Consider the following 18,921-nt stretch of genomic DNA (forward strand, 5'->3'; position numbering starts at 1 on the left):
AATCGTGTTTAGGTATGGAAATAAGATCTACAGATGTTTAAAATAGTAATTATTAGAACAGAGGTGTTAGTGTGCTTATTGGAACAGGAAAAAGTCACGGTAAGATAATTATTATGGGTGAACATGCAGTTGTCTACGGTTATCCAGCAATTGCCCTACCCTTGCTAAGCATTCCCGTGATAGTACAAATTAAACAAAGTAGTGAGAAATATATTTCTTCAAGATATTACGCAGGTACGCTAAAAGATATTCCAGAAACACTTTCAGGAATAAAAGTTTTGATAAATCAACTTGATGAAAAATTAAATCATAATAATTTATCCTATACAATTACTATAGATAGCAGTTTGCCTATAGAGCGAGGACTAGGTTCTTCTGCAGCTATTTCTGCAGCTATTGTTGACGCTTTTTTTGATTTCTTTAAAGTGAAATTGAAAAATTCTGAACAGCTTTCATATATTAATGATTCAGAAACTGTTAATCACGGTAAAGCTAGTGGATTAGACGGTGTTACAGTTATTTCTGATGAATCAATTTTGTTTAGTAAAGACAAACCTGTAGAAAGATTTAGTTTCTCATCATCAGGATTTATCATAATTGCTGATTCAGGAGTTAAAGGCAAGACTAAACAAACTGTTGCTGAAGTTAGAGATATGTACAATAAAGATGAAAAAACCATAGCACCTATTTTAGAAAAACTTGGTGATTATACTTTAGAAGCATATGAAGCTTTAAAATCTAATAATTTAGCAGAGTTAGGAAAAACATTTAATTCCGCTAATTTGTTGTTATCCCAACTAGACTTAGGTAGTACTGAAACTGACAGACTTATTGAAGCCGCAAATAGAGGTGGATCTTTAGGTAGTAAAATCACCGGTGGAGGTAAAGGTGGATGTATTATCTGTCTTGCTAGTAATTTACGTAGTGCCCAAAAAATTAGAAATGAATTACAACTAGCTAATGCTTACCAAACTTGGATTCAGCCACTTTCAATATACGAAGAGGAAACTGATATTGACTAAAACATCACGTGCTTATACTAATATTGCCCTAATCAAATATTGGGGAAAAGCAGACGAACAATATAAAATTCCATATACAGGTAGCCTTTCTCTAACATTGGACAAATTCTATACTGATACTACAGTGGAAATCATCGATAGTGAGTATGATCAGTTTATACTAGATGGACAAATTGTTGACAATACACGCATTTCAAAATATTTAGACTTTGTCCGTAATGAATACGGTTTTGACAATCATCTTAAAATCATTTCAGAAAATCATGTTCCTACTTCTGCTGGTTTTGCTTCATCTGCATCTGGTTACGCTGCATTAGCCGGTGCTTTGAATAGTAATTTAAATTTAGGTCTGAACCAAAAAGAATTATCTATTTTAGCAAGAAACGGTTCAGGGTCAGCAAGTAGATCTGTTTATGGTGGTTTTGTAGAGTGGCAAGCTGGAAATAGTAACGAAACATCTTTTGCCATACCTATTGATGAGAATCCAAAGACTGACTTGATGATCTTATCCGTTATTTTAAATGAAAATAAAAAAGATATATCTTCCACTCAGGGTATGAGATTATCTGCTGCAACTTCACCCTTCTATGGTGAGTGGAAAAATCTAGTGAATCGGAATCTTGAAGAAATTAAATCTGCTATTTTAGCCAACGATATTCAAAAAATTGGTGAAATTTCAGAACACAATGCAATGTCTATGCATGCATTAACGATATCTTCAAACCCAACATTTACATATTTTTCTGGAAATACATTAAGAGTAATAGAATTAGTTAAAGAACTTAGAACAAGAGGAATTCTTGCATATTGTACAATTGATGCAGGTCCTAATGTTAAAATAATAACTGATAAAAATAATATTGATATTGTAGATGAATATATTAAAAATAACGTTGAATCAGCAAAAACAGTTCAAGCAAAAATTGGACCAGGATTAAGAGATATTGATTGAGAGGCAATGATTCATGTATTCAGTGAAAGCACCTGGTAAATTATATATTTCTGGAGAATATTCAGTTGTTGAAAACGGATATCCTTCAGTAATTACGTCAGTAAATAAATATTTAAGAATAGATATCGAGGAAAAATCTGGAGAAGGCAGAATCTTTTCAGATATATTGAGTGATTCCTATGTTTCCTGGAATCGAGATGAAAATGATCAAATTGTATTTAGTGAAGAATTAGATGGTGAGTATATAAAATCTGCTATGGATATAGTGGAAAAAATTGTAGTAGAAAACGGTAAAAAACTAAAATACTATAACTTGCGAATTGACAGTGAACTAAATAATATCGATGGTAAAAAATTTGGTTTAGGAAGTTCTGCCGCAGTTACAGTAGCAACCGTTAGAGCTTTAAATGAATTATATGAATTATCCCTATCCAACCTACAAATATATAAACTTGCCTCTCTTATCCATATATCAGTTCAAGGAAATGGAAGTTTTGGTGATATTGCTTCAAGCACCTATGGAGGAATAATTGCCTATACCTCCCCTGATAAGAAAGAAGTAAATAATCTATTGAGCGAGTGTCAAACAATATCTGAAGTTATTAATCAACCTTGGAAAGATTTAAATATTGAATATCTGAGTTTACCTTCTAATTTAGATTTTTTGGTTGGATGGACTGGTAAACCTGCTTCAACAGGTAAAATGCTTAAATTAATGGATAAATTTAAATTAGATAAACAACAACAATATCAAAAATTTCTTTCTGAAACTAAAGCATGTGTTCTGAATGTTATTCAAGGATTCAAGGAATCAAATATAGATAAGATAAAAGAATACATTTCTCTTAATCGTGTACTTTTGAATAAACTTGCTGAACAAAGTGGTGTAGAAATAGAAACTCCATTACTAAGGAAATTATGTGATATTTCAGAAGAAAATCATGCATCTGCTAAGATTTCAGGTGCTGGCGGTGGTGATTGTGGTATAGCATTTGTAGAAAAAGATAATAATCAAAATTTAAGCGATATAAAAAAAGAATGGGAATCAGAAGGAATTGTTATCCTAAATCTGGGTATTGGAGAAGTAATCAACTATGCCAAAACAAGATGAACAAATTCAAAGAAAAGTTGAACATTTATTTTTAGCTGAAAAATTTTATGATGATAATTCAATGGCAGATTTTGATTCAGTAAGATTGCTACACAATGCATTACCTGAATTATCGATGGAAGATATAGATCTGTCTACAAATTTTTTAGGTTTCAATTCTTCCCTACCCATTTATTTCAATGCCATAACTGGTGGTTCAAAACAGTCAGAGAGATTTAATGGAGAATTAGCTGAAATAGCTAAAGAGTTTAATATTCCTGTATCTAGCGGCTCTATGGGGGTTTACTTTAGAATCCCTGATACTGCACCTACTTTTAGAATATTAAGAGAAAAAAATCCTGCCGGTTTTGTTATTGCTAATATATCTGGTAAATATAATCTAGAACAGGCTAAACAAGCAGTTGATCTTGTTGATGCCAATGCTCTTCAAATTCATATCAATACCTTGCAAGAACTAGCTATGCCTGAAGGAGATCGTGAATTTTACTGGTTGGATAATATTTCAAAAATAGTTAATAATATTGGTTTACCTGTAATAGTCAAAGAAGTTGGATTTGGAATGACGTCCAATGATATGGAAAGACTAATCAATATTGGTGTTAAAAATATCGATATTTCTGGATTCGGTGGTACCAATTTTGCTGAAATAGAAAGTGCTAGGAATCATGAATTTGATCTAACTTACCTGGATAATTTTGCATTATCTACTGTAGAATCTTTATTGGAATCTTCAAAAATTGCTGAATCTTCTGTAAATATTCTTGCTTCAGGTGGGATAAAGGCTCCTTTAGATGTTATTAAATCATTGAGATTAGGTGCGTCAGCTGTAGGTATTTCAGGATTGGCATTACACCACTTGCAAAAGTATTCTTTAGAAGAAACCAAATTGTTCTTTGAACATTTCTGTCAAGAATTAGAAATACTTATGGCAGCATTTGGTGCAAAAAATATTTTGGAAATAAAAAAAGCTCCCATCGTCTTCGATGAAAGCCTAGTTTCATATATGAAACAGAGAAACATTAATCTACCTTCTTAATCCTTTAGGATAGACATTTTTTATTTGGTTATTGCTATATCTTCCCCAGCTGAAAAGTTTATCCTGATATTTTAAACCAATCCACTTATTATCAAAGTTTTCTTCGATTTTAAGTGCTTCACCGTGGAGATATTTTTCAAACTCCACTTCATTCAAATTATAAACACTATTTAACAATTTAGACTGAATTCCTAATATCCAAGCGATATCTGGTTCCAGTCTATTTTTTTTGAACTCGCCTAGTTTCAAACCGTTTCTAAGTACGTGGAGATCTTTAAATCGATTATCCAAACTAGCTGCATTAATTAGATAGTCATTTAATTTTAGCAGATTACTTTCAGATATCTTATCAGTTAGATTTTGTTGTTCAAAATCTCTGAATAGTTTTAAATCTTCTTTTTTCAAATTATTATTAATTTCTTTGATTCGAGTTTTTTTAACTTCATTATCACCAGATTTGATCAATTTGCAGATAAAATGACCTTCACCGTCAAACTCATCAGGAAACATTCTGACCGATTTTTTGAGTAAGGTATTACCATTCCCCCACTTTGGTCTTCCATCTTCCATACCTGAAAAATATTCTATTTCTGAGATTTCTAAATCGGGATACTTTTCAAGCATATAGGCAATATTTTGTTCGTTTTCTTCTGGTGCAAAAGTACATGTAGAGTATACTAACGTGCCGCCAATTTTTAATAATTTATAGGCACTATCCAAAATGTTTTTTTGTCTGTTTGCACATTGTTCAACATATTCTTGAGACCAGAATTTTACAGATTCAGGATCTTTACGAAACATACCTTCTCCAGAACAAGGAGCATCAACTAAAATTTTATCAAAATACTCACTAAATGATTTTTCAAAATCTTTAGGCGAATTGCTAGTTACAACTGTATTCGATATGCCCATTCTTTCTATATTAGAAGACAAAATACGTGCACGTTTGTCATTTATCTCATTGGAGACTAATAAACCTTGTCCCATCATTTTAGAGGCCAAATGAGTTGATTTGCTTCCAGGTGCCGCACATAAGTCCAAAACTTTCTCATCAGACGGATTTACCACTTCGGCTGCAAACATTGCACTAGGTTCTTGAGAATATAAGTATCCTGCCAAATGATCAATAGAATTTCCGTCAATATCTCCGAAAAAACCTAATTTTGAATATTCAATTGGTGATTTCAAGCTTATAGATACGTTCTTGTAATTTTCTTTTAATGGATTGAGTCTAAAAGCATTACTTGATTCCAACTCCATAGCATCAAAAAGCCTACTAGCTCGATCTCCTAGTAGACTTTTATATTTTAATTTAAATTCTTGAGGTAAATTTAATTCCATCAATTAACTCCTGCGTCTAATGTAATAAATTTGGAAGATACCAATAAATGCAGTAATAATCATCGAGATTAGGACTACACGATTAAATAATGTATGACTTACAATAACGATATTGTTTGTAAACACAATAAACGAATAACCAATGACTATAGGAATTATTGTGTAGAGGAAGTATCTTAAAAGTAGTCCATTGCGATAATTGTTTTTCAAGTCACCTTTGAAAGTGGCTTTTTTCATATCATATCTTAATGGAACAAGAACGTATACATCAATGAAAATCATTGCTAACAACAATAATATTACGAATATCTTGTATTTATTAGTATCTGGTGATGTTACTTGCCTAAAATCTCTAGTCTGTGGAACATATCTATGTGTCGATGCAACTTTCATTTCTTTTTTTATACTCTTAAATGAGCTAGGTGTTGCAAGAGCTGCTCCATCTACTACAGTAACAACGTTTTTTAACTTAATATGACTGCTCTTTTGATTTGGAGAAATTGAAATCAATGTTTGTTGGTTTAATAATTCTGCCCCGCTAAAACCAATTTTACCAATTACAGAAATATAATTATCATGAAATTTAATATAACTTTCAGATTGAGGCTTGTAAGACTTAATAGCCGTATTATTACCCTGAACAGCAAAAGGTATCTGTGAATCAAAATCATTCATAGAAAAATATCTACCACTGATTGTTGGAACTTTTGTGATTTTTTTATTAGCGTATATAAATGCCAAATCAGGATTGTCTTTTTCAAAGAAAATAATTTGATAATTAGGTAGATCTTTCTTACTTAAATTTTTAACAACAGTATTGATTGATTTTTTTGATTTTGTGGTTAAAACAGTAGCATTTTCACTCATCCCAAATTTATTCATTGAAGTATTATAGGTTATAGAGTCACTGTTTGATATGACTACTCCTATCAAAATTGTTACTAAAAGAATTAAAATACTAGAAATAATTTTTTTCATTATTAAAACCTTACATTATTCTACCAAATATAGTCTGTCGTCTACTATGTCATAGTTAGAATAGAATTTATTTATTTTTTTAATTTTAGGATCATCAATTAATTGTGCATTACTCCAAAATTTAGCACTATTGGTTGCACCATTTTTTTCACCGATAACTAAAAACTGTAATTGATATTTTCTAACTAACTCTAATATATCATAATCAATCTCTTCTCGATCAGGACTCCAAGCTAAAATAATCGTTGATACTTGATTATGATATTTCTCTATAGCATTTAATGCATCTAATTCTTCAATATTGGTATACTGTTTTCTTCCAGTTTTGCTTTCCTTGGACCAACTGAGATTGTCTGTACAGATAGCAGTCCCACCTAACCTATTGATAGCGCTAGAGATATAACCATTCCCTGCCATTAGTTCCAAAAAACCCTCATTAGGATACTGTTTAACAAATTCTTCCATAAAATCTTCTGTGATATTAGCCCAATAACCAAAACTATTCTGTAGTTCTGTCCTTAATTCTCCTAATTGATGGTCGAATTCCTCTAAAGAGTTAACCTTAACTTCAAAATCATTTAAATCTCCCTGTAACGCAACCTGAAATAAACTAGTTATTTCATCTTCAGATAGCTCAATACCTGAAATATTTTCTTTAGGTAATAAATCGTTACTTAATGTGTCAAAGATGTTATCTATTTTTTCAATACGACTATCTATAATATTACTATCTGGGAAGAATTTTTTGACTTCATTTAGTTTTTCTATGTATTCATTTTTCATGTGTGAAGTATCCTTAGTGAATTTTCAGTTGGTGGATTGGATCTTAATTCTAAAATCTTAAAAAAAGTTTATACACATTTAGATTTTATTTATTTAATAAAAAGTGTAAAATTTTATGTATAAAGATGAGGTGGAATTAATGGCTAAAAAAAATGATAATTCAAAACCTGTTAAAGAAGAAACTACTTTAGCATTTTGGGTTCAAACAGCAATTTACACTATTGTAATGCTAGCAGCTCTATTTTTGTTATTTACTTATGTAATATCTAATGATAAAGTTTCTGGACCTTCTATGCAACCTACGTTTGAAGATAACGAACGCGTTATCACCGTTAGACATTCAAAACTTCAACGCGGTGACGTTGTTGTGCTGAAAGCACCTGATGAACCCGGTTCATTTTATATCAAGCGTATTATTGGTTTACCTGGAGACAAGATTGTTTCAAAGAATAACAAAATGTATGTTAACGGCAAAGAATTTAAAGAGGACTTCCTAGATGCTGGTAATAAACTAACAGAACCAGATACCAATTTGTATTATGGTAAAGGTTATGGATATACATATGATTTCACACTCAGTCAGTTAGCCAAATCTTCTAGCTCTTGGAAAGAAAGATACAGTGCTAGCGAACGAAAAGATATTGAAAAAACAAATCAAGTTCCTAAAGGTACATATTTTGTTATGGGTGATCATCGTACCGTTTCAAAAGATAGCCGTATTATTGGATTTATTGATAAAAAATCAATTGTGGGCGAAGTTAAACTACGTTACTGGCCACTAAATAGATTGTCACTATTTTAAAAATTCGGAGGAATTTTAGTTATGAGTAATCAATTAAATGATCTATCTGAAACAATTATTAAGTATGAACGTGAAAAAAATATGACTGATGCACAATTAGCATTTGAAAGTCATCTTGCTGTAGAAAGAATTCATAATTTAAAAGCAGGTTCTAGCTCAGTATCTGAAGATGAACAAAAAATAATTTTGGAATACATCAGATTACATCCATAAAAAAAACACCCAATTGGGTGTTTTTTTTTATTTTTCGTCACTCTTTAAAGTTCCACCAACTGAGTAGTTGTTCTTTGACATTTCATTTAGAACAATGTGAACTCTCTCTGCAGGAACATCAGCTGTTCTAGAAATAGCCTCTGTAACTTCTTTGACAAGATTTCTAAGTTGTTCATCACTACGACCTTCCACAAGATCAATGTGTACTAATGGCATAATATACCCTCCTTTTTATTTAATTTTATTTTATCTCAAGCAGTTTCAAATCACTAAAGTTTTTGCCTATGTGTATTTTCCAATACTCTGTTACATCTTCAAAATCTGATTTCTTTTTTATTTTTTATTTTCATTGTTCAATTTTATTATTTCAAAAATTACATCCATTGCAGATTCCATTGATTCAATTGCCACATATTCAAATCTACCATGCATATTTTCTCCACCTGCAAATAGATTTGGTGTTGGCAATCCCATAAATGAAATTTTTGATCCATCAGTACCACCACGAACTGCGGCTTCATCTGGTTCTATACCAAGATTTTTCATAGCTTTTTCGGCAATTTCAACTACATCCATGTGATCTTTAATAATATCGATCATATTATAGTACTGATCTTTCATATCAATTTTGACAGTATCTTTGCCATATTTCTTATTTAATTCATCGGTAATAGCAATGATTTTATTTTTACGTTCTTCTAATCCATCTCGTTCAAAGTCACGAATAATATATGACATTGTTGCTGAATCAACAGTTCCATTAAATTCCAATAGATGGAAGAATCCTTGACGACCGTCTGTTTTTTCAGGAACCTCATCACTTGGAAGAGCGTTTTGGAAATCAACACCTACTTGCACAGCGTTAATCATAATGTTTTTTGCTTCACTAGGGTGAACATTTTTACCAGTAATGCTTACCTTTAAAGCTGCAGCATTAAAAGTTTCATATTCTAGTTGTCCAACTGGACCTCCATCAACTGTATAAGCAAAGTCTGCTCCAAAGTCAGCAGTATCGAACTTATCAGCACCGGTACCAATTTCTTCATCAGGACCTAGTCCAATTTTGATTTTTCCATGTTTAATTTCAGGATTAGCAATCAGATATTCCATAGTAGTGATAATTTCACTTACACCAGATTTATCATCTGAACCAAGTAGAGTATCACCACTTGTTGTAATTAGAGTTTTTCCTTCATATTTTTTTAATGATGGGAAAACGGCTGGATCAAGTGTATATTGACCTTCATCATCTAGTTTAATAATACTTTTACCATCGTAATTCTCTACGATTTTAGGGTTAATATTTTCTGAATTAAAATCAGCGGTATCAATATGTGAAATCAAGCCCAAAACAGGTACGTCATAATCAAGATTTGATGGTAGTTCAGCAGTAAGGTAAGAATTATTAGGATTGATTTTAACATCACTCATACCAATCTCTTTTAATTCAGATTCTAATTTTTTCAAAAAAACTGTTTGTCTTTCTGTTGAAGGAATTGTTGTAGAATTTTCGTCTGATCTTGTATTTTGCTTAACATATCCTAAAAATCTAGGGATAAGTTTTTCGTATTTATTTGTCATTTTAATTTCTCCTTATAAAAAATTATATGGTTCTGTTATAACTTTAGACCTAATTACTTCTATATTCCAATTATTTATTGAATTCCACTGCTCTAATTTATCGGCTATTTTATCTATAAATATTTTTTCAATATTGTGTCCCGGATCAATCACATTTAATCCAAGTGACTGCATATCTTGTGCAGTATGATAATAAACATCACCAGTTATGAAAGTATCTGCTCCTGATTCCAATACATCAGGATAAAACTTGCCAGCATCTCCACCTATCAATGCAACTTTTTTAACAGAATTAGGAATTTCAGATTTTATATATCGTAAGTTTGGTACCTTGAAACTTTTGGCAACTTTATTAGCAAATTCTTCAATTGTAGTAGCTTGATCTAGTTCTGTAAATCTTCCTAGATTACTATCCGGACGCAATTTTTGAATGTTTTTAAATCCCAATTGCTCCATAAGCCAATCATTCATTCCACCATCAGCATTATCAGTATTTGTATGTGAAGAATATACAGAAATATTATTTGACAAAATATCACTGTACATTTTATTTTGAGGATTTGAAAGATCTAGATTCTTTGCCGATCTGAACATTATTGGATGATGTGAAACTATCAAATCTACGTTGTTTTCAATGGCTTCTTCAACAACTAGTGGTCTAACATCTAAGGTAGTCATTACTTTTCGTATAGGAGCATTCTTATCTCCAATTTGAAATCCAGTTGGATCCCCTTCTTCTCGCAACTCTATAGGTGCAAAGATTTCCATTTGTGTTATTACGTCATTAACATCTGTCATTATTTAAGTACCTCTTTAACTAGCTCAATATTATTAGTTATTTGGTTTACTTTATCTTGATCAATATTTTTGGCTCTTTGAATATTTTTTAGTGATTTTTCATAACTTTCTAACTTACGACTCCATTTTGAAATGAATGCTTCTTTTTTAGTCTTACTTAATATTGGTCCCATTAGTAACTCTGACTCACTTAAAACTTTAGGATTTTTAATTTTTTTAGCTTTTATGATTTCATATGTATGATTGTCTTCATTGATAATATTCTCATCAATGATTTCAAAATTATTTTCAGATAACCATTTTCTTACTAATGGTTCGCCAATATTTGGTTGAAGAATCAAATTTTTAACATTTTCTAATTGTTCTGATGTGGACTTAGATAAAATATTTTCAATTAAAATCCCACCCATACCGGCAATAATAACTGTATCAATTAAATCTGGACCCAAAATAACGTCTAAGCCATTGCCTAGACGCACTTGGATTTTATTAGAAAGACCAAAATTTTCAACGTGTTGCTTTGAAATATTCATAGGTCCCTCTACAACTTCACCAGCTATGGCAAAATCGATAATATTATTTTGGACTAATTCTATAGGAATGTAGGCATGGTCAGAACCAATATCAGCAACACGTGATTCTGGATCAACCATGTCATATACAGATTTCAATCTATTCGATAAAAGTTCCATCTAATCTCACCTATTTTAGTTTGATGTTTTACGATCAGCGTCTGTCATGTATTCACGAGTCATAGGTAATGCTGAGCCGCTAGGTCCGTTTGTAATTAGGAATTGAATTACGTCAATGTTTCCACTTTCAAATGAAGCAGCACATCCCTGTAAATATAAATCCCACATACGAACAAATCTGTCGCCATACATATCTTTGACCTGATCTCTAACTTTATTAAAGTTATCGTACCAGATTTCAACAGTCTTTTGATAATGTCTACGTAATGGTTCAATATCATCTAGTTGTAATTTTGCATCCATGATGTGGCCGATATTTTCCTTCAAATCAGGAATATATCCACCTGGGAAAATATACTTAACTAACCAAGGATCAACTCCTAATCCGTAATGTTGACCTGTAATACCATGAATTAGAGCTGTTCCATTTGGAACAAGTAATTCTTTGATTTTTTCAAAGTATCCGCCAAGATTTTCTTTACCAACGTGTTCAAACATACCAACTGATACGATATGATCAAATTTTTGATCAAGATCTCGATAATCTTCTAGAATAACAGTCATTTGATCTTCTAGACCTTCTTCTTTAATACGGTTATTAACAAAATCAAATTGTTCTTGACTCAATGTTACACCTGTGGCTTTTAAACCGTATTCCTTAGCAGCTGTGAGCATCATAGTTCCCCAACCACAACCAATATCTAGGAATGTTTCACCTGGTTTAGAGTTAAGTTTATTTAAAATATGATGTACTTTATTCCATTGAGCTTGTTCCAATGTGTCATCAGGTGTTCTAAAGTAAGCACAAGAGTAGGTCATGGTATCATCAAGCCACATTTTATAGAAATCATTTCCTATATCGTAATGTTCTTGAATCTCTTTTTTGTTACCTTCTTTTGTATGACTAAACTTAGGAACAAATCTTTTAAGATTAATGCTAGACATAAAACTATCAGACATTTGGTATGCAGAAGTAATAAGTTTTTGAAGTGAACCTTCAATTTCTATTTTTCTGTCCATATAAGCTTCACCAAGTGTCAATGTTGCATGTTTAAGTAAATCAGAAATTGCAACTTTGGTATTAAACTTAATTGTAATTTCTGGTGTATCACTTGGTCCATATTGCTTTTCACTTCCATCCCAGTAAACTACTCTAACTGGTATTGTGAATGATTTTTCAAAAACTTTATCATATACTGTGCGATCTAGCATAATATCCTCCTAAAACTATATAGCTAATATTGTAAATCAAATTTTATAAAATAAAACAGTATTTTCAAAATTAATATTTATATAAATGAAAAAAACCTGATGTTATGGATATCAAAAAATGATACCGAACATTAGGCTTTTCATTTATTATTCAAGAAAATCTTTTAGTTGTTTAGATCTTGATGGATGTCTTAACTTTCTTAGAGCTTTAGCTTCGATCTGACGGATTCTTTCACGAGTTACGCCAAATACTGAACCTACTTCTTCAAGGGTTCTTGTACGTCCATCATCAAGTCCAAATCGTAATCTAAGCACATTCTCTTCACGATCTGTAAGTGTGTCTAGTACACTTTCTAACTGTTCTTTAAGTAATTCATATGAAGCATGATCTTCTGGACTTGTTGCGTCAGAATCTTCAATAAAATCACCAAGATGAGAATCGTCCTCTTCACCAATAGGTGTTTCAAGAGAAACAGGTTCTTGAGCAATTTTTAGGATATCACGAACTTTAGCAGTTGGCATATCCATTTCAGCACCAATTTCTTCTGGCAGAGGTTCACGACCTAAATCTTGAAGTAATTGTCTTTGAATACGAATTAATTTATTAATTGTTTCAACCATATGTACCGGAATACGAATAGTTCTAGCTTGGTCAGCGATGGCACGAGTAATAGCCTGTCTAATCCACCAAGTTGCATACGTTGAGAATTTAAATCCAAGTCTGTAGTCAAATTTTTCGACAGCTTTCATTAATCCCATGTTACCTTCTTGAATTAAATCAAGAAATTGCATTCCACGACCAACATATCTTTTGGCAATAGAAACAACTAAGCGAAGGTTAGCTTCAGCCAATTGTTGTTTGGCTTCTTCGTCACCTTGTTCAATTTTTAAAGCTAGGTCAACTTCTTCTTGAGCAGTAAGAAGTGATACTCGACCAATTTCTTTAAGATACATTCTTACAGGATCATTAACCTTAATATCAGTTATTTCTGTATTTTTCTTTGTATCTTCTGCAGTGTCTTCTTCTTTTTTAAGAGCATAGGCACTTGGATTTCCTTCAGCATCAACAACACTGATACCTTGATCTTCAATGTTTTCGACAACTATAGAAATATCTTCTTCTTCTAGTTTGAATGGTGCTATTAGTTCAGCATTAAGATCTTCTTCTGAAAGTTCTCCGGCCTTTTTATAATCTTTAATGACCTTTTTGGTTGCTGTTGCTACTTCGTCATTTGTAATTTCTCTTACAGTAGATGTATTTTTCTTTGCCATATATGGATATCCTCCGCCAATTAACTATTGATTAGTCAATTGTTGTTTCACTTTAATTAATTTTTGAGTTATTTCTAACTGTAATGCAATATTTCCAACTAATGTAGCTTGTTTCAGTTGTTCTTCTAGTTCTTGATATTGACTTTCTAAGCTGGAATTTTGAACATTATTTATATAATCTGCAATCTCCTGTTCAGAATAGGAATCAGGCATACGCATCATTTCTATTTGTGCTAGTAAATTACGCTGATTATCATCAATGTAGTTCATAAATTCAGAAATGGAAATATCGTCCACATTCTGTTCAGACTGATATTCAATTAAAGAATTAAATAGTTGTTGATATTTATCATGTAAAAATGTAAAACCGTTTCCTTTAAGTGAAAGTCTAATATCAGTATGCTTAATTGCCCAATACATCAAACTCAATTCGGATTTCTCAATTTTATCAAACTTAGTTGGCACTTTAGCAGTTAATTCTTCTAACTCTTTAAGTTTAACATTTTTATAGTTGTTTGCGGGCTTTCGTATCTCCTGCCTTCGTCTATAGCTGTCGAACTCCTTTTTTACTGAATTGACAGATATATTCAATTCTTCGGATACCTTAGATAGATAAATATCAATCTCCACAGGAGAGTTCAGTTTAGCAATCTCACCTAATGCTTTATTTAAATATTCCAATTGATCTCGTTCGTTATCCAAATTATAATTTCTTTTCAAATAACTTAGATTGAAAGCAATTGGAGTTTGAATAGCATTATTAACAAGATTTTTAAAACTTTGAGATCCGTTTTCTCTGATATATTCATCTGGATCCTTTTGACCTGGTATGGAGATTACACCAAAGTTAAATCGATTATCATTTAAATGAGACAAAGCTCTATAAGTGGCTTCAACTCCAGCGTTATCGCCATCGTAACAGATAATTATTTGCTTTGTTATCCTACTCAAAGTATATAATTGATCGTCAGTTAAGCTTGTACCCATAGATGCTACACCGTTTGAAATGCCTGCACGATCAGCACTAAGAACATCCATAAAACCTTCAAACAGAATAACACTATTGGTCTCTCTGACTGCTCTTTTAGCATTGCTTAAATTGAATAAAATTTTACTCTTATTAAATATAGGTGTCTCAGGACTATTCAAATATTTAGCAGTGTTATCTTCTTTATCTAGAATTCGTCCTGAAAAGGCTACAACGTTGCCTGATTCATCGGTTATTGGAACCATAATCCTGCCTCTGAACCTATCAAATAATTCTCCACTATCATTTTCTACAAACAAACCAGATTTCTTTAAAACATCATCTGAGATATCTTTATCTTTGAAAAATTGTACTAGCAAACTCGAATTATTTGGAGCGTATCCTAGAGAAAATTTTTCAATTTGATTATTATCTATATCACGATTATTTAGATATTTTAAAGCATTAGAACCATTCTCGGTTTTCATTAAAATATGGTTGTATAGCTGTGTAACTTCTTTGTACATCTGGATAAGAGTCCTGCTATCAGAATTCTCATAATTATTTGAAGTAGATGGAGTGTAAGAATCTGGAACAGGTATATTAGATAAATTTGCAACCTCTATAACTGCCTCAGGAAATGATTTATTTTCCATTTCCATAACAAACTTAAAGACATTGCCTCCACGGCCACAACTGAAACAATGAAAAATCTGCTTATCCTCAGCAACAGAGAATGAAGCAGTTTTTTCTTCATGAAATGGACATAGTCCAAATAAATTTTTTCCAGCTTTTTTTAACTGAACATAATGACCTATAACATCAACTATATCCGTCTTGGAGGTAACTTCATCAATAAATTCTTGTGGTATTCTATTTGCCAATTTAGCTACCTCCAATCTATTTAGAGTAGAACAAGGACATATAATATAACACATATTATATTATATAACAAACAATGTGCTACCAATATCTACTTAGTGACTATTTTAGATAAATCACCTAGTTTTGCAATTATATTGTCTGCAATAACTAGTTGTGTTAGACGATTATTTTTTACATTATCATCGTCAGCCATAATCATATTTTCATCAAAATACAATTGAATGGTATTTTTAAGATTTGCTAACTGTGTATACAATTCTTCAGAAGTCATTTCATCAAACTTAATATTAGAAATGCCATTACGTAATTCTGATTCGGAAGGATTTTCAAAGTAGTTATCATCAACGCTAAGCTCATTGTTAAAATCAAACTCTGCTTTTTGAGCAAGATTTACAATTCTACTTAGTGACTCAATAATTTCCTTGAAATCATCATCATTTGAATGATTTTGTAGTATATGAGCTACATCAATCATCGCAACAGGATCAACAACATCATTAGATGTTACTGCTTCAATAATATCTGTACGAATCTTTTCACCATGTAGATATTGCTTTACTCTATCTGTAATAAAATCATCTAACTCTTTTGAATTTTTGTTTAAGTCCAATGAAGCAGGAACATCTAAATTATCTTGGAGATAATTTTGTAATTCATTAAAGTCTAGGGACCAATTATTTTCTTTTAGAATTCTGACAATTCCTGCTGCTTGTCTTCTAATAGCATATGGATCATTAGATCCACTTGGAATTAGATCGACTGCAAAGAATGTAATCATTGTGTCTAATTTATCGGACAAAGCTAGAACTGAGCCAACTTTTGAATCAGGTAAATCACCATCTGCAGAAATTGGCATGTAGTGTTCTCTGATAGCTTTTGCTACTTGTGCATTTTCACCCATTAAATTAGCATATTTTTCACCCATTATTCCTTGTAGTTCTGGGAATTCATCGACCATATTTGTAACAAGATCAAATTTGTAGATATCACTGGAACGAAGTAAGTCAGTTTTTTCTGTAGCTGATAATCCAAATTCATCTGCTAAATAACTAGCGATTTGATGTACTTGCATCATTTTTTCATATAATGTACCAATTTTTACATGGAAATTAACAGTTTTCAATTTCTCAACATAATCATTGATAGATTTTTTCTGATCTTCTTTGAAGAAGAAATCAGCGTCTTCTAGTCTTGCTACAAGAACTTTTTCATTTCCACGAATGACATTTTCTAAGTGTTCTGAGTTACCATTTCTAACCGAGATAAAATCAGGAACAAGATTACCGTTACTATCTCTAGCATAGAAATATCTTTGATTATCTTTCATAGAAGTTATTAAAACTTCCTCAGGTATTTCTAAATATTTTGGATCAAATTTTCCACTAAATGCTGTTGGATATTCTACTAGATTATTTACTTCTTCAAGAAGTCCTTTATCTAGGTCGACATTCCAATTGTTGTCTTTAGCAATTTTATTAATTTGGTCAACAATAATTTGTTTTCTTTCATTTGCGTCTACGAAAACAAAGTCGTTTTTTAATTGTTCTACATATGTATCTGCAGATTCAATTTCAATATCTTTTCCTAAGAATCTGTGTCCACGAGTATTTCTTCCGGATACAACATCCAAGATTTCAAGATTTACTACATCACTGTCTAAAAGTGAAACAATCCAATGAATTGGTCGAATGTATTCAAAATCGAATGAACCCCAGTGCATTCTTGTTGGGAAAGTTATTGACTTAATAACTTCTGTTAATCCTTCCAAAACGTCTTCGGATGATTTTCCAGTTTCATGCTTTTGTATATATGCGTATTCTTCACCCTTTAGTTCTTCAAAAAAGATATCATTTTCACTCAAACCTTGACCCTTAGCAAATCCAATAGCAGCCTTTGTCCAATTTCCGTCGGCATCTAGAGCAATCTTTTTAGATGGTCCTTTTGCTTTTAAATCGATATCTTCTTGTTTGTCCGCAATATCCTTAATGATTACTGACAATCTTCTAGGTGTAGAGTATTTCTCAATACTATTAAATGAAATACGATTTTCTTTTAAATATTTTTCTGTTTTTTCGGCAAGTTGATTAACACTATTAGTAACAACATGTGCTGGCATTTCTTCTAAGCCAATTTCTAATAGATAGTTTTTAGACATTTTTAGTCTCCTTTGCTGCATGATTTAATAGTGGGAATCCACGTTTTTCACGTTCGTCTACGAATGCTTGGGCAACCTTATGTGCCATACGTCTAATACGTGATAAGAAAGCAGCTCTCTCAGTTACAGAAACAGCTCCACGAGCATCCAAAAGGTTAAATGTGTGACTACATTTAAGAATATAATCATAAGCAGGATGTACTAAACCTAAATCCATCAATCGATTGGCTTCTGCTTCATATTTATCAAAGAAGTCAAACAACATATCTTGATTACTTTCTTCAAATGAATATTTAGAATGTTCGTATTCTGGTTCTTTGAAGATATCTCCATATAAAACACCATCTCCCCACTCTAGTGAGTAGACGTCGTTTACATCTTGAATATAAGAAGCTAATCTTTCTACACCATATGTTATTTCTGATGTTACAGGAGAACATTGAAGTCCACCAACTTGTTGGAAGTATGTAAATTGAGTAACTTCCATACCGTCTAGCCAAACTTCCCAACCAACACCGGCACAACCCATTGAAGGATTCTCCCAGTTATCTTCAACAAATCGAATATCATGTTCCAATGGTTCAATGCCCAACGCACGAAGCGAGTCTAAATAAAATTCTTGAATATTTTCAGGTGCGGGTTTCATAACAACTTGGAATTGATGATGTTGGTACAGACGATTGGGATTATCACCATATCGACCATCAGCTGGTCTTCTTGATGGTTCAACATAGGCAGCATTCCAAGGTTCTGGCCCGATCGCTCTTAAAAATGTATAAGGGCTCATTGTTCCAGCACCTTTTTCTGTGTCATATGCTTGCATAAGCATGCAACCTTTTTGACTCCAAAATTCTTGAAGCGTCAAAATCATTTCTTGAACTGTTAGTTTCTTTGACATATTTTCTCCTTATTTGTAAAAGACAAAAAAGTCGCCTCTTACAGAATTATATTTAATCTGTAAGGGACGACTAATCGCGGTTCCACCCTAATTCAGGTTTTCCCCTGCTCTTTTATATTTAAATGAAATATATAACTAGTTTCGCCATAAAAAATTGCGGTTCTCACTAATTCCGCATCACTGTATTTATATACATTTAATATTAACACCATGAATAAAGTTG

General features: G+C 31.9%; 18 protein-coding genes. 6 read left to right on the forward strand and 12 right to left on the reverse strand.

What is annotated here, in order from left to right; translation table 11 throughout:
* The first annotated feature begins 71 nt into the window (after nucleotides 1-71).
* From mvk to fni, 4 genes are read left to right on the forward strand one after another with little or no spacing between them, the layout of a single operon-like run.
* A complete protein-coding gene (gene mvk / locus EKN01_RS03290) occupies nucleotides 72-1,022 on the forward strand; it encodes a mevalonate kinase (RefSeq protein ID WP_129044959.1) in 951 nt (316 codons plus the stop codon).
* A complete protein-coding gene (gene mvaD, locus EKN01_RS03295) occupies nucleotides 1,015-1,974 on the forward strand; it encodes a diphosphomevalonate decarboxylase (protein ID WP_129044960.1) in 960 nt (319 codons plus the stop codon). The genes mvk and mvaD overlap by 8 nt, the downstream gene beginning before the upstream one ends.
* A 13-nt stretch (nucleotides 1,975-1,987) precedes the next feature.
* Nucleotides 1,988-3,085 carry a phosphomevalonate kinase gene (locus tag EKN01_RS03300; protein WP_129044961.1) on the forward strand — a complete coding sequence of 366 codons (1,098 nt, stop codon included), beginning with the start codon at nucleotides 1,988-1,990 and terminating at the stop codon, nucleotides 3,083-3,085.
* Nucleotides 3,069-4,121, forward strand: a complete 1,053-nt coding sequence (fni, locus tag EKN01_RS03305; protein WP_129044962.1) for a type 2 isopentenyl-diphosphate Delta-isomerase — start codon at nucleotides 3,069-3,071, stop codon at nucleotides 4,119-4,121. The genes EKN01_RS03300 and fni overlap by 17 nt, the downstream gene beginning before the upstream one ends.
* Here fni and EKN01_RS03310 read toward each other — a convergent pair.
* Genes EKN01_RS03310 through EKN01_RS03320 form a run of 3 tightly spaced genes read right to left on the reverse strand, consistent with a single transcriptional unit; the run spans nucleotide 4,110 to nucleotide 7,223 of the window.
* Nucleotides 4,110-5,462 carry an RsmF rRNA methyltransferase first C-terminal domain-containing protein gene (locus EKN01_RS03310; RefSeq protein ID WP_129044963.1) on the reverse strand — a complete coding sequence of 451 codons (1,353 nt, stop codon included), beginning with the start codon at nucleotides 5,460-5,462 and terminating at the stop codon, nucleotides 4,110-4,112. The genes fni and EKN01_RS03310 overlap by 12 nt on opposite strands.
* Before the next feature lie 3 nt (nucleotides 5,463-5,465).
* Nucleotides 5,466-6,440 (reverse strand): hypothetical protein, encoded by a 975-nt coding sequence (locus EKN01_RS03315; RefSeq protein WP_129044964.1) that lies wholly within the window; start codon nucleotides 6,438-6,440, stop codon nucleotides 5,466-5,468.
* A gap of 15 nt (nucleotides 6,441-6,455) precedes the next feature.
* On the reverse strand, nucleotides 6,456-7,223 hold the full coding sequence (locus EKN01_RS03320; RefSeq protein WP_129044965.1) for a hypothetical protein: 768 nt from the start codon (nucleotides 7,221-7,223) through the stop codon (nucleotides 6,456-6,458).
* A 139-nt stretch (nucleotides 7,224-7,362) separates the two neighbouring features.
* On the opposite strand from EKN01_RS03320, the gene lepB reads away from it, so the two are divergent.
* Nucleotides 7,363-8,025, forward strand: a complete 663-nt coding sequence (gene lepB, locus EKN01_RS03325) for a signal peptidase I (RefSeq protein ID WP_129044966.1) — start codon at nucleotides 7,363-7,365, stop codon at nucleotides 8,023-8,025.
* 21 nt (nucleotides 8,026-8,046) lie between these two features.
* Nucleotides 8,047-8,238 (forward strand): LBP_cg2779 family protein, encoded by a 192-nt coding sequence (locus EKN01_RS03330; protein ID WP_129044967.1) that lies wholly within the window; start codon nucleotides 8,047-8,049, stop codon nucleotides 8,236-8,238.
* A 27-nt stretch (nucleotides 8,239-8,265) separates the two neighbouring features.
* Here the strand turns inward: EKN01_RS03330 and thmT are convergent, their stop codons facing one another.
* The 9 genes from thmT to glyQ form a co-directional block, all read right to left on the reverse strand.
* Nucleotides 8,266-8,454, reverse strand: coding sequence for a 2-hydroxymuconate tautomerase (gene thmT, locus EKN01_RS03335; RefSeq protein WP_099974806.1), 189 nt, complete (start codon nucleotides 8,452-8,454; stop codon nucleotides 8,266-8,268).
* Between the two features lie 117 nt (nucleotides 8,455-8,571).
* Nucleotides 8,572-9,819 (reverse strand): peptidase T, encoded by a 1,248-nt coding sequence (gene pepT / locus EKN01_RS03340; RefSeq protein ID WP_129044968.1) that lies wholly within the window; start codon nucleotides 9,817-9,819, stop codon nucleotides 8,572-8,574.
* A 12-nt stretch (nucleotides 9,820-9,831) separates the two neighbouring features.
* Nucleotides 9,832-10,617 carry a Nif3-like dinuclear metal center hexameric protein gene (locus tag EKN01_RS03345; protein ID WP_129044969.1) on the reverse strand — a complete coding sequence of 262 codons (786 nt, stop codon included), beginning with the start codon at nucleotides 10,615-10,617 and terminating at the stop codon, nucleotides 9,832-9,834.
* Nucleotides 10,617-11,309 carry a tRNA (adenine(22)-N(1))-methyltransferase gene (locus EKN01_RS03350; RefSeq protein WP_129044970.1) on the reverse strand — a complete coding sequence of 231 codons (693 nt, stop codon included), beginning with the start codon at nucleotides 11,307-11,309 and terminating at the stop codon, nucleotides 10,617-10,619. The genes EKN01_RS03345 and EKN01_RS03350 overlap by 1 nt, the downstream gene beginning before the upstream one ends.
* A gap of 15 nt (nucleotides 11,310-11,324) precedes the next feature.
* A complete protein-coding gene (locus tag EKN01_RS03355) occupies nucleotides 11,325-12,521 on the reverse strand; it encodes an SAM-dependent methyltransferase (protein WP_129044971.1) in 1,197 nt (398 codons plus the stop codon).
* 147 nt (nucleotides 12,522-12,668) lie between these two features.
* Entirely contained in the window at nucleotides 12,669-13,793 is a 1,125-nt protein-coding gene (gene rpoD, locus EKN01_RS03360) for an RNA polymerase sigma factor RpoD (RefSeq protein WP_129044972.1), read from the reverse strand.
* A gap of 24 nt (nucleotides 13,794-13,817) precedes the next feature.
* Nucleotides 13,818-15,644, reverse strand: coding sequence for a DNA primase (dnaG, locus tag EKN01_RS03365; RefSeq protein ID WP_129044973.1), 1,827 nt, complete (start codon nucleotides 15,642-15,644; stop codon nucleotides 13,818-13,820).
* 89 nt (nucleotides 15,645-15,733) lie between these two features.
* Complete coding sequence (glyS, locus tag EKN01_RS03370; RefSeq protein WP_129044974.1) at nucleotides 15,734-17,800, reverse strand: glycine--tRNA ligase subunit beta; 2,067 nt, start codon at nucleotides 17,798-17,800, stop codon at nucleotides 15,734-15,736.
* Nucleotides 17,793-18,698 carry a glycine--tRNA ligase subunit alpha gene (glyQ, locus tag EKN01_RS03375; RefSeq protein ID WP_129044975.1) on the reverse strand — a complete coding sequence of 302 codons (906 nt, stop codon included), beginning with the start codon at nucleotides 18,696-18,698 and terminating at the stop codon, nucleotides 17,793-17,795. The genes glyS and glyQ overlap by 8 nt, the downstream gene beginning before the upstream one ends.
* Nucleotides 18,699-18,921: the final 223 nt, after the last annotated feature.

This window comes from Companilactobacillus metriopterae (genome assembly GCF_004117915.1).
In the GTDB taxonomy this organism is placed as follows: Bacteria; Bacillota; Bacilli; order Lactobacillales; family Lactobacillaceae; genus Companilactobacillus; species Companilactobacillus metriopterae.

Excerpts from the sequence above, each read along its gene's own strand:
- EKN01_RS03330 (WP_129044967.1), top strand. The coding sequence starts at position 8,047 with ATGAGTAATCAATTAAATGATCTATCTGAAACAATTATTAAGTATGAA.
- EKN01_RS03345 (WP_129044969.1), bottom strand. The coding sequence starts at position 10,617 with ATGACAGATGTTAATGACGTAATAACACAAATGGAAATCTTTGCACCT.
- fni (WP_129044962.1), top strand. The coding sequence starts at position 3,069 with ATGCCAAAACAAGATGAACAAATTCAAAGAAAAGTTGAACATTTATTT.
- glyQ (WP_129044975.1), bottom strand. The coding sequence starts at position 18,698 with ATGTCAAAGAAACTAACAGTTCAAGAAATGATTTTGACGCTTCAAGAA.
- rpoD (WP_129044972.1), bottom strand. The coding sequence starts at position 13,793 with ATGGCAAAGAAAAATACATCTACTGTAAGAGAAATTACAAATGACGAA.
- thmT (WP_099974806.1), bottom strand. The coding sequence starts at position 8,454 with ATGCCATTAGTACACATTGATCTTGTGGAAGGTCGTAGTGATGAACAA.
- glyS (WP_129044974.1), bottom strand. The coding sequence starts at position 17,800 with ATGTCTAAAAACTATCTATTAGAAATTGGCTTAGAAGAAATGCCAGCA.
- EKN01_RS03310 (WP_129044963.1), bottom strand. The coding sequence starts at position 5,462 with ATGGAATTAAATTTACCTCAAGAATTTAAATTAAAATATAAAAGTCTA.
- EKN01_RS03355 (WP_129044971.1), bottom strand. The coding sequence starts at position 12,521 with ATGCTAGATCGCACAGTATATGATAAAGTTTTTGAAAAATCATTCACA.
- lepB (WP_129044966.1), top strand. The coding sequence starts at position 7,363 with ATGGCTAAAAAAAATGATAATTCAAAACCTGTTAAAGAAGAAACTACT.
- EKN01_RS03315 (WP_129044964.1), bottom strand. The coding sequence starts at position 6,440 with ATGAAAAAAATTATTTCTAGTATTTTAATTCTTTTAGTAACAATTTTG.
- EKN01_RS03350 (WP_129044970.1), bottom strand. The coding sequence starts at position 11,309 with ATGGAACTTTTATCGAATAGATTGAAATCTGTATATGACATGGTTGAT.
- EKN01_RS03320 (WP_129044965.1), bottom strand. The coding sequence starts at position 7,223 with ATGAAAAATGAATACATAGAAAAACTAAATGAAGTCAAAAAATTCTTC.
- EKN01_RS03300 (WP_129044961.1), top strand. The coding sequence starts at position 1,988 with ATGTATTCAGTGAAAGCACCTGGTAAATTATATATTTCTGGAGAATAT.
- pepT (WP_129044968.1), bottom strand. The coding sequence starts at position 9,819 with ATGACAAATAAATACGAAAAACTTATCCCTAGATTTTTAGGATATGTT.